Source organism: Mycobacterium sp., assembly GCF_040509115.1.
Taxonomy (GTDB): Bacteria; Actinomycetota; Actinomycetes; order Mycobacteriales; family Mycobacteriaceae; genus Mycobacterium.
In genome coordinates this window covers 1-12177 of record NZ_JBEVLO010000058.1, presented here as the reverse complement: position 1 = coordinate 12177, position 12177 = coordinate 1, and the positions used below count along the sequence as shown (strand labels likewise).

Sequence of the window (12177 nt, the reverse complement as noted above, 5' to 3'; positions counted from 1 at the left end):
GCGTTGTCCTCGAACACCGCGCCCCACGAGTCGGGGGCGTCCTTGACCACGGCGGTGTCGTACATCAGCAGGTTGGCGCCCCAGCCGTGCGGGATGCCGTACATCTGCCCGCTCACCGAGTTCCACGGCTTGTCCTTGAGGAAGGGCGAGATGGACGAATAGTTCGGCACCAGTGAGGTATTGACGGGTGCGACGTCACCGGCGTAGATCAGCCGCAGGGTCGCGTCACCCGAGGCGGACACGCCGTCGTACTGGCCGGTGCGCATGAGCTGCACCATCTCGTCGGACGTGTTGCCCACCTTGACGTTGACCTGGCAGCCGGTCTGCTGCTGGAACGGGGTGACCCAGTCCACGGTCTTGTCGTTGGAGCCGTTCTCCGCGTAGCCCGCCCAGGCGATCAGGTTCAGCTGACCCTCGCCGTTGCCGACGGCGCTGGGCTGGTCGATCTTGGGCGGCGTCGTGCCCGCGGCGCCACCGCCGCCGGACGACGAGCTGGAGCACCCGGCGGCGAGGACGGCGCAGGCGGCAACCGTGAAGCCGACCCGCAACGCACTGAGTTTCATTGACGCTCCGATCATTTCTTTTCCGATGTCAGGTCGTGGACGGCACTGTCGGGCCAGGCCATGGTGATCCTGGCGCCGTGAGCGAGGTCCTCGGGCAGTGCGGCCGCCGCGTTGAGGACGGTGGCGGTCAGCGTCACCCCCGGCGCCGCGACGGCGGCCACCCGCGTCGTCGGCCCCGCGAAGATGACCTCGGAGACGGTGGCGTCGACGGTCCGGCTGCCGGGCAGCGCCCCGGTCCCCGAGGCCAGCACGGCGATGCGTTCGGGCCGGACCGCGAACATGCCGTCCCGGCCGACCAGCGTTCGGGCGGCGTCGCCGTCGAGCACGTTGGACGTGCCCACGAAGTCGGCGACGAAGCGGTTGACCGGGTTCTCGTAGACGTCGCGCGCCCGGCCGACCTGTTCGATGCGTCCGTCGTTGAACACCGCGAGCCGATCGCACAGGGTCAGCGCCTCGTCCTGGTCGTGGGTCACGATGACGAAGGTGATCCCGACCTCGCGCTGAATTGCCTTGAGCTCCACCTGCATCTGCTCACGCAATTTGAGGTCGAGCGCACCGAGCGGCTCGTCGAGGAGTAGGACCTTGGGTCGGCCCACCAGGGCGCGAGCCAGGGCGACCCGCTGGCGTTGCCCACCCGACAGCTGCGCGGGCCGCCGGGGGCCGTAGTCGTCGAGCCGGACCATGGCGAGCGCGTCGGCGGTGCGTTGACGACGCTCTGCCTTCGGGACCCCCCGGACCTTCATGCCGTACTCGACGTTCTGCGCGACGCTCATGTGTGGGAAGAGGGCGTACTCCTGGAACACCGTGTTGACGTCGCGCCGTCGGGCGGGCAGTGCGGTGACGTCGGCGCCGCCGAGCCGGATCGTTCCCTCGGTGGGCTGCTCGAAGCCGGCGATCATGCGCAGCACCGTGGTCTTGCCCGAGCCGGACGGGCCGAGGATGGCGAACAGCTCGCCGTCCTCGACGGTCAGGTCGGCGCCGTCGACCGCGACGATCGCGTCTCCGAACACTTTGCGAACGCCGACGAGTTCGATCTGCGGATCGCTGAGGCCGGATGGCATGGGCTGAATCGTATGGATGCGTCCGTCGCATCGCAGCGCAACGTACGGATTCCGCAGAATTGCCGCCTCCTGTCGACGGTTTCAGTTCCGCGTCCCCCAGTGGCGCGATGTGAGAATCTTGATGCAGCTGTGACCAGTGGCGTTGGTGAGAATATTGGGACGGTTGTCATACCCTGTGGTCATGGGGATCTCCCGGCGAAAGGTGCTCCAGTACGCCGCGGCCGCGCCTGCGGCGGTTGGATTGGGCGGGGCGCTCGCGAGCGCGGTGTCGGCGGCGCTCGCCCCTGCGACGGCCTCGGCCGACGCGCCCCTGGGCGTGCTCCTCGACTATGCAGCGGGTGTGATCCCGGCCACGGCCATTCGTGCCTCCGGGGCGGCGGGCGCGATTCGCTACGTTTCGGACCGCAGGCCGGGTGGTGATTGGATGCTCGGCAAGCCGATTCAGCTACCTGAGGCAAGAGACCTCTATCGGAACGGCCTGAAGATCGTGTCCTGTTACCAGTTCGGCAAGCAGGACAGCGCGGACTGGCTGGGTGGGCAGAACGCGGGGGTGCAGCACGCCAAGCGCGGCTGGCAACTACACGTCGCGGCGGGCGGCTCGTATGGGGCGCCCATATACGCCTCGATCGACGACGACCCGTCCCTCGAGCAGTACAAACAGCAGGTCTCTCCCTTTTTGCGGGGTTGGGAGGCAGTACTCGGACACCAGCGCGTCGGCGTCTACGCCAACTCGAAGACCATCGAGTGGGCGGTTCAGGAGGGCCTCGGTTCGTACTTCTGGCAACACAACTGGGGATCGCCCAAGGGCTACACGCACCCGGCGGCGCACCTGCACCAGGTCGAGATCGACAAGCGCAGCGTCGGGGGCGTCGGCGTCGACCTCAACCACATTCTCAAGCCGCGATTTGGCCAATGGGACTGAGACTTACCGGTCGGTAGGGTCATACAGCAAACATTTCTCCGGATTGGCGCGCCGGTCGAAGGTGGCGCCGGCGCCGATGCGGAGATTTTCGAGCGGTCGGCGCGGCGGGATGCGGGCCGAAAATCTAAGATCACGATTTGGTAACAGTACTGCCTTGATCTGCGCTGTTGTTGCTACTCGAGCGTAACCACCTACATGCAGGACGTTTGTCCCGCAAGTGTCGGAGGCGGCTGGAAGCACGTGTTATCCAAGGGGTGGTTACCCGCGCGTAGAACTCGCCAGTAACCATTTGGGCCGCGAAACTGGACCCGGTTCTCATGACACCCTTATGGCAGCTGGTCCTTCATCAAGGCCCTACCGAGAAGCGACCGAGCACCAGTCGGGATTCGATGCCGAATCGCCCGACCCCGCAGGGGAGCGGGCCTCACTGCTGAGGACGCAGGACATCCGCACTGCACGAAGCCCCGCAGACGCTACAGCGATACGCGCGAGAGCGCACCGAGGAGATGGCAAGACGTGACGATCAACGAACATGACAGGGTTTCCACCGGCCGCAAGGGTCGTTCCAACGAGGGGTCCTCGGCGCAGCCGGGTGCGAACGCGCTTGTCGACCTGCTGAATGCGGGGGAGCCCTACGCCGTCGCGTTCGGTGGCCAGGGTGGCCGCTGGTTGGAGAACCTGGAAGAGCTGATCAGTTCGGCAGGCATCGAGTCGGAGCTCAGCGAGGTCATCGGCGAGGCCGCCCTCCTGCTGGAGCCCGTCGCCCGTGAGCTCGTCGGGGTTCGCCCGATCGGCTTCGAGCCCATGCAGTGGGTGCGCGCACTGGCCGCCGACGAGCCACTGCCCACCACCAAGCAGCTGACCACCGCCGCCATCTCCACTCCCGGCATCCTGCTGACCCAGATGGCCGCCATCCGCGCGACCCTGCGTCAGGGGCTCGATCTCTACGGCACCCCGCCGGTCGTCGCCGTCGGCCACTCCCAGGGCATCGCAGGCTGCGAATCGCTGCGCACCGAGGGCACCGCGGACGCCGAACTGCTCGCGCTGCTGCAGTTGATCGGAGCCGCCGGCTCACTGATCTCGCGGCGCCGGGGCATGGTCGGTCGCGGCGACAAGTCGCCGATGGTGTCGGTCAGCAACGTCGATCCGGCGCGCGTCGCCGAACTCCTCGAGGACTTCTCCACCGACGTGCGGACGGTCCTGCCGCCCGTGCTGTCCATTCGCAACGGCAGGCGGTCGGTGGTCATCACCGGCACCCCCGAGCAGCTGTCCCGCTTCGAGCTGTACTGCAGCAAGATCACCGAGAAGGAAGAAGCGGAGCGCAAGAACAAGCTCCGTGGCGGCGCCGTCTTCGCCCCGCTGTTCGAGAGCGTCCAGGTCGAGGTCGGCTTCCACACCCCCCGCCTGTCCGAGGGCGTCGATCTGGTGGACAAGTGGGCCGTGAAGACCGGTATCGACGCCGCACGCGCGCACGAGATGGCCGAGTCGATCTTCGTGCGTCCCATCGACTGGGTCCAGGACATCGAGCGGGTGCACGCCGCAGGCGCCAAGTGGATCGTGGACCTCGGTCCCAGCGACACCATCACCCGCGTCACCGCCCCCGTCATCCGCGGCCTCGGAGTGGGCATCGTCCCCGCCGCCACCCGCGTCGGGCAGCGCAGCCTCTTCACCGTCGGTGCCGCCCCAACGGTGGCGCCGGCATGGACGAGTTACGCGCCGTCGGTCGTCTCGCTTCCCGATGGCTCGACCAAGCTGTCGACCAAGTTCACCAGGCTGACCGGCCGCTCGCCGATCCTGCTCGCAGGCATGACGCCGACGACGGTCGACGCCAAGATCGTCGCCGCCGCGGCCAACGCCGGGCACTGGGCGGAGCTCGCAGGCGGTGGCCAGGTCACCGAGCCGATCTTCGATGCCCGCATCGAGGAGCTGACCCAGCTGCTGGAGCCGGGTCGCGCCATCCAGTTCAACTCCCTGTTCCTCGACCCCTACCTCTGGAAGCTGCAGCTCGGCGGTAAGCGCCTGGTGCAGAAGGCCCGTCAGTCGGGAGCGCCCATCGACGGCGTCGTGGTCACCGCAGGCATTCCCGAGCTCGAAGAGGCCGTCGCGCTGATCGAAGAGCTCAACGAAATCGGCATCACCCACGTGGTGTTCAAGCCGGGCACGGTCGACCAGATCAAGTCGGTCAACAAGATCGCCGCCGAGGTGCCGACGAGGGAAGTCATCGTCCACATCGAGGGCGGCCGCGCAGGCGGTCACCACTCGTGGGAGGACCTCGACGACCTGCTACTGACCACCTACGCCGACGTGCGCAACCTGTCCAACATCACGCTGTGCGTCGGTGGTGGCATCGGCACGCCGGAACGGGCCGCCGAGTACCTGTCGGGCACCTGGGCGCAGCGCTACGGCTTCCCGATCATGCCCGTCGACGGCATCCTCGTCGGCACCGCCGCGATGGCCACTCTGGAGGCCACCACGTCGCCCGCCGTCAAGCAGCTGCTGGTCGAGACCACCGGCACCGATGTGTGGGTGGGTGCAGGAAAGGCCCAGGGCGGCATGGCATCCGGGCGCAGCCAGCTCGGTGCCGACATCCACGAGATCGACAATGCGGCCTCCCGCTGCGGTCGCCTGCTCGACGACGTCGCCGGTGACGCCGACGCGGTGGCCGAACGACGCGACGAGATCATCGCCGCCATGGCCGCGACCGCCAAGCCCTACTTCGGCGACGTCGCCGACATGACGTACCTGCAGTGGTTGCAGCGCTACGTGGAGTTGGCGATCGGCGACGGTGACAGCACCGCCGACACCAAGTACGAGAACTCCCCGTGGCTGGACGGCAGCTGGCGCGACCGCTTCGAAGAGATGCTCAAGCGCACCGAGGCCCGTCTGCACCCCCAGGACTCCGGCCCCATCGAGACGCTGTTCGGCGCCGACGCCGAAGGCCAAGCGCTGCTTGAAGATCCGCAGGCCGCCGTGGCCGCGCTGCTGTCGCGGCGCCCCGACGCCGAGACGATCAAGCTGCACCCCGCCGACGTGCCGTTCTTCATCACGCTGTGCAAGACGCTCGGCAAGCCCGTGAACTTCGTACCCGTCATCGACAAGGACGTGCGCCGCTGGTGGCGCAGCGACTCGCTGTGGCAGGCCCACGACGCCAGGTACACCGCCGACGAGGTGTGCATCATTCCCGGCACCGAGGCCGTCGTCGGCATCACCCGCGTCGACGAGCCCGTCGGTGAGCTGCTCGACCGGTTCGAGCAGGCGTCCATCGACGAGGTGCTGGCATCAGGCGCACAGCCCGTGCCCGTGGTCTCCCGCAGGCAGGCTCGCGCCGACGTCACCGGCCCGCTCGCCGTCGTGCTCGACTCGCCCAACGTGCTGTGGGCCGGCCGCGCCGCGACCAACCCGGTACACCGGATCGGCGCGCCGAATGAGTGGCAGGTCAATGAAAATCGTTCGGCGACACACCCATCCACCGGTTCCCGGCTCGAACTGACCGGTGAGCACGTGGTACTCAGCGTGCCGCTCTCCGACATCTGGATCACGATCCGTTTCACCCTCCCGTCCGCGACGGTTGACGGCGGCATGCCCGTCGTCACCACCGAGGACGCCTCGGCCGCCATGCGCGCCGTGCTGGCGATCGCTGCCGGAGTGGACGGCCCAGAAGCCCTCCCGAACGTCACCGACGACAGCGCGACGGTCACGGTCTCCTGGGATCCCGAGGAGGTCGCCGACCACACGGGCGTCACCGCAACGTTCGGGGCGCCGCTGGCGCCGGGTCTGACGCTGGTACCCGACGCGCTGGTCGGGCGCTGCTGGCCCGCGGTGTTCGCCGTCATCGGCGCTGCTGCCACGGACTCCGGGTTCCCGGTCGTCGAGGGCCTGCTCAGTCTGGTGCACCTGGATCACGCCGCGCACCTGCTTGCGCCGATGCCCGCCGCGAAGGCCGAATTGACGGTCACCGCAACGGCTTCGCCTGCGGTGGACACCGAGTACGGTCGCGTCGTACCCGTGTCGGTGACGATCTCCGACGCCGAAGGTACCGAGCTGGCCAAGCTCGTCGAGCGGTTCGCCATCCGTGGCCGCACCGGGGCCACCGCCCTCGCCGACCCACTGCAGGCCGGCGGTGCGATCACCGACAACGCCACCGACACGCCGCGCCGCCGCCGTCGTGACGTGGCCGTCGCCGCGCCGACCGACATGAGTGCCTTCGCGGTCGTGTCCGGTGACCACAATCCGATCCACACCGACCGCGCCGCTGCGCTGCTGGCAGGCCTGAAATCCCCCATCGTGCACGGCATGTGGCTGTCGGCCGCCGCGCAGCACGCGGTGACGGCCACCGACGGCAAGGCCACCCCGCCCGCCCGTCTGGTCGGCTGGACGTCGCGCTTCCTTGGCATGGTCATGCCCGGCGACGAGATCGACTTCCGGGTGGACCGCGTCGGCATCGACCGTGGCGCCGAGATCATCGAGGTCACCGCAAAGGTCGATGGCGAGCTGGTGATGTCGGCGACCGCGCAGCTGGCTGCGCCGAAGACCGTCTACGCGTTCCCCGGCCAGGGCATCCAGTCCAAGGGCATGGGAATGGACGTCCGGGCCAGGTCCAAGGCCGCCCGCAAGATCTGGGACAAGGCCGACAAGTTCACGCGCGAGACGCTGGGCTTCTCGGTCCTGCACGTGGTGCGTGACAACCCGACGAGCCTGATCGCCAGCGGAGTGCACTACCACCACCCCGAGGGCGTGCTGTACCTGACGCAGTTCACCCAGGTCGCCATGGCCACGGTGGCCGCGGCCCAGGTCGCCGAGATGCGCGAGCAGGGTGCGTTCGTCGAGGACGCGATCGCCTGCGGGCACTCCGTCGGTGAGTACACCGCGCTGGCCTGCGTGTCCGGCGTCTACACCCTGGAAGGCCTGCTGGAGGCGGTCTTCCACCGCGGCAGCAAGATGCACGACATCGTGCCCCGCGACGCCGATGGCCGGTCGAACTACCGGATGGCCGCCATCCGCCCGTCGCAGATCGACCTCCCCGACGACGACGTGAATGCCTTCGTCGAGGAGATCGCCGAGCGCACCGGCGAATTCCTGCAGATCGTGAACTACAACCTGCGCGGCTCGCAGTACGCCATCGCGGGCACGGTGCGTGGTCTCGAGGCCCTGGAGGAAGAGGTCGAGAAGCGCCGGGAGATCTCCGGCGGCAAGCGATCCTTCATCCTGGTGCCGGGCATCGACGTACCGTTCCACTCGTCGGTGCTGCGCGTCGGCGTCGACGACTTCCGTCGCGCTCTGGAGAGGGTGCTGCCGGAGGACACCGACCCCGCCTTGGTGGTCGGACGCTACATCCCGAACCTGGTGCCGAGGCTCTTCACGCTCGACCGTGACTTCGTTCAGGAGATCAGGGACCTGGTGCCCGCCGAGCCGCTCGACGAGATCCTGGCCGACTACGACACGTGGCGCAACGAGCGTCCGAGGCAGCTGTGCCGCAAGCTCGTCATCGAGTTGCTGGCATGGCAGTTCGCCAGCCCGGTCCGGTGGATCGAGACGCAGGACCTACTCTTCATCGAGGAGGCCGCGGGCGGCATGGGCGTCGAGCGCTTCGTCGAGGTCGGCGTGAAGTCGGCGCCGACGGTGGCAGGCCTGGCGACCAACACGCTCAAGCTTCCGGAGTACTCGCACAACACCACCGAGGTGCTCAACACAGAGCGTGACGCGCCGGTACTGTTCGCCACGGACGAGGATCCCGCCATCGATCCCGACGTCGAGGAGGACTCTGCGCCCGCGCCGGCCGCCGAGTCCACTCCCGCCGCGTCGGCGGCGCCTGCCCCCGCAGCGGCACCTGCCGCCCCGTCGGGTGGCCCGCGTCCGGATGACATCACCTTCGGCGCCGATGACGCGACGTTGTCGCTCATCGCGCTGTCGGCGAAGATGCGCATCGATCAGATCGAGCAGTTGGACTCGATCGAGTCGATCACCGATGGTGCGTCGTCTCGACGCAACCAGCTGTTGGTCGACCTGGGCTCCGAGTTGAACCTCGGTGCCATCGACGGTGCGGCCGAGGCCGATCTGGGTGGCTTGAAGGCACAGGTGACCAAGCTGGCTAGGACGTACAAGCCGTTCGGCCCAGTGCTTTCCGATGCCGTGAACGACCAGCTGCGCACCGTGCTCGGGCCGTCGGGCAAGCGTCCCGCGGCCATCGCCGAACGCGTCAAGAAGACGTGGGAACTCGGTGACGGCTGGGTCAAGCACGTCACGATGGAACTAGCACTCGGAACGCGCGAGGGCAGCAGCGTCCGCGGTGGCCAGTTGGGTCACCTGCACGAGGGCGCCCTTCCCGATGCGGCCACGGTCGACAAGGCGATCGACGGTGCGGTCACCGCCGTCGCCGCGCGTCGTGGCGTCTCGGTGTCGTTGCCGTCGGCCGCGGGTGCCGCGGGCGGGGTGGTGGATTCCGCCGCGCTGACGGAGTTCGCGGAGCAGGTGACCGGCCGCAACGGCGTGCTGGCCTCGGCCGCGAGGCTCATCCTTGGTCAGCTCGGCGTCGACAATCCCGTCAACGTCAGCGAGACCGTCAGCGATGCCGATCTCATCGACCTGGTCACGACCGAACTTGGTTCGGAATGGCCACGTTTGGTGGCGCCGGCGTTCGATTCCCGCAAGGCGGTGCTGTTCGACGATCGGTGGGCAAGTGCCCGTGAGGACCTCGCCCGGCTGTGGTTGGCGGACGAGGACGAGATCGAGGCGGACTGGGCGCGGCTCTCCGAGCGCTTCGAGGCGGCCGGACATGCCGTCGCGACCCAGGCCAACTGGTGGCAGGGCAAGGCCCTGGCGGCGGGACGCAACGTCCACGCCTCGCTGTACGGCCGCGCCGCGTCAGGTGCGGAGAACCCGGACAGCGGTCGCTACGACTCCGAGATCGCCGTGGTCACGGGTGCCTCCAAGGGCTCGATCGCCGCGTCGGTGATCGCGCAGCTGCTCGAGGGTGGCGCCACGGTCATCGCGACCACGTCGAAGCTCGACGACGATCGGTTGTCGTTCTACAAGGCCCTCTACCGCGAACACGCCAGGTTCGGCGCCACGCTGTGGGTGGTGCCCGCCAACATGGCGTCCTATGGCGACATCGATGCGTTGGTCAGCTGGGTGGGCAGTGAGCAGACGGAAAGCCTTGGGCCCAAGTCGATTCACCTCAAGGATGCGTTGACGCCGACGCTGCTGTTCCCGTTCGCCGCGCCCCGCGTGGCGGGGGACATGTCGGAGGCGGGGTCTCGTTCCGAGATGGAGATGAAGGTTCTGCTGTGGGCCGTTCAGCGGCTCATCGCGGGGCTGTCGCACATCGGCTCCGAGCGCGACATCGCGTCGCGGTTGCACGTCGTGCTTCCCGGCTCCCCGAACCGCGGCATGTTCGGTGGTGACGGCGCCTACGGCGAGGCCAAGTCCGCGCTCGATGCGTTGGTCACCCGCTGGAAGGCCGAGACGTCGTGGTCGCAGCGAGTGTCGTTGGCGCACGCGCTGATCGGCTGGACCAAGGGCACCGGCCTGATGGGTCACAACGACGCCATCGTGGGCGCTGTCGAAGAAGCTGGCGTCACCACGTACACGACGGCTGAGATGGCCTCGATGCTGCTGGCGTTGTGCGACGGCGAGTCCAAGGTCGCCGCTGCCCGCAAGCCGATCGAGGTGGACCTCACCGGCGGTCTCGGCGACGTCAAGCTCGACATGGCGGAACTGGCTGCCAAGGCTCGCGAAGAGATGAGTGCGCCTGCAGCCGAAGACGATTCGCCCGACGAAGCCACGATCGCCGCGCTGCCGTCACCGCCGCGGGGCTTCACCTCGGCACCGCCGCCTGCATGGGCTGACCTCGACGTCGACCCCGCCGACCTGGTCGTGATCGTCGGCGGCGCCGAACTCGGCCCGTACGGCTCATCGCGGACCCGCTTCGAGATGGAGGTCGACAACGAACTGTCGGCCGCCGGCGTCCTCGAACTGGCATGGACCACCGGGCTCATCGTCTGGGAGGACGATCCCAAGCCGGGTTGGTACGACGCCGAAAGTGGCGAACTGGTCGAGGAAGCCGATCTCGTGGAGCGCTACCACGACGTCGTCGTCGAGAAGTGCGGTGTCCGCGAGTTCGTCGACGACGGCGCGATCGACTTCGATCACGCTGCACCGCTGCTGGTTTCGGTGTTCCTGGACAAGGACTTCACGTTCGTCGTGTCCAGCGAGGCCGAAGCACGGGCGTTCGTCGAGTTCGACCCGGAGCACACGGTCATCCAGCCCGTCGGCGACGGTGCTGACTGGCAGGTGACCCGCAAGGCGGGCACCGAGATTCGCGTCCCACGCAAGACGAAGCTGACACGTACGGTCGGCGCGCAGATCCCCACCGGTTTCGACCCGAAGGTCTGGGGCATCAGTGCCGACATGGCCACCTCGATCGACCGGGTGGCGCTGTGGAACATCGTCGCCACCGTCGACGCGTTCCTGTCGGCGGGCTTTAGCCCGAACGAGCTGATGCGTTGGGTGCACCCGAGCCTCGTGGCCAGCACCCAGGGCACCGGCATGGGCGGCATGACGTCGATGCAGACCATGTATCACGGGAACCTGCTGGGCCACAGCAAGCCGAACGACATCCTGCAGGAAGTTCTGCCGAACGTCGTTGCGGCCCACGTGATCCAGAGCTACGTCGGCAGTTACGGCTCGATGATCCACCCGGTCGGCGCGTGCGCCACCGCCGCGGTGTCGGTCGAAGAGGGCGTCGACAAGATCAAGCTCGGCAAGGCCGAACTGGTGGTCGCAGGCGGTTTCGACGATCTGACGCTGGAAGCGGTCATCGGCTTCGGCGACATGGCCGCCACCGCCGACACCAAGGTGATGCGCGATAAGGGCATCAGTGACGCCCGGTTCTCGCGAGCCAACGACCGGCGCAGGCTCGGCTTCGTCGAGGCTCAAGGCGGCGGCACCATCCTGCTGGCCCGCGGCGACCTCGCGCTGAAGATGGGTCTGCCGGTGCTCGCTGTGGTGGCGTACGCACAGAGCTTCGGCGACGGCGTGCACACCTCGATCCCTGCACCCGGCCTCGGCGCTCTCGGCGCAGGCCGTGGCGGCAAGGACTCGGTGCTCGCACGCTCGCTCGCCAAGCTGGGCGTCGGCGCCGACGACATCGCCGTGATCTCCAAGCACGACACGTCGACGCTGGCCAACGATCCCAACGAGACGGAGCTGCACGAGCGGCTCGCGGACTCGCTTGGCCGGTCCGAGGGTGCGCCGCTGTTCATCATCAGCCAGAAGAACCTCACCGGGCACGCCAAGGGCGGCGCGGCGGTCTTCCAGATGATGGGGCTGTGCCAGGTCCTGAAAGACGGTGTTGTCCCGCCGAACCGCAGCCTCGATTGCGTCGACGACGAGTTGGCCACCTCCGGCCACTTCGTGTGGGTTCGCGAGACGCTGCGCATGGGCGAGAAGTTCCCGCTCAAGGCCGGTCTGGTGACCAGCCTCGGGTTCGGCCACGTCTCAGGTCTGGTTGCGCTGGTGCACCCGGAGGCCTTCATCGCCTCGCTCAAGGGCGACCAGCGTGAGGCCTATCAGGCGGCGTCACGTCAGCGTGTGCTGGCCGGCCAACGCAGGCTCGCGTCGGCGATCGCCGGTG

The 12177-nt window shown here is 68.1% G+C and carries 4 protein-coding genes; 2 read left to right on the top strand and 2 right to left on the bottom strand.

What is annotated here, in order from left to right; all coding sequences use genetic code 11:
• The coding region (locus tag ABW137_RS04460; protein ID WP_526397289.1) for an extracellular solute-binding protein at window positions 1-563 on the bottom strand (563 nt) is incomplete at its 3' end.
• 11 nt (window positions 564-574) lie between these two features.
• On the bottom strand, window positions 575-1624 hold the full coding sequence (locus ABW137_RS04455) for an ABC transporter ATP-binding protein (RefSeq protein WP_526397287.1): 1050 nt from the start codon (window positions 1622-1624) through the stop codon (window positions 575-577).
• A gap of 181 nt (window positions 1625-1805) precedes the next feature.
• Between ABW137_RS04455 and ABW137_RS04450 the strand changes: the two genes are divergently transcribed.
• Together ABW137_RS04450 and ABW137_RS04445 are read left to right on the top strand one after the other, a co-directional pair.
• Window positions 1806-2546, top strand: a complete 741-nt coding sequence (locus ABW137_RS04450) for a glycoside hydrolase domain-containing protein (RefSeq protein ID WP_526397285.1) — start codon at window positions 1806-1808, stop codon at window positions 2544-2546.
• Window positions 2547-3062: 516 nt separating this feature from the next.
• On the top strand, window positions 3063-12177 hold a 9115-nt coding region (locus tag ABW137_RS04445), incomplete at its 3' end, for a fatty acid synthase subunit beta domain-containing protein (RefSeq protein WP_526397283.1).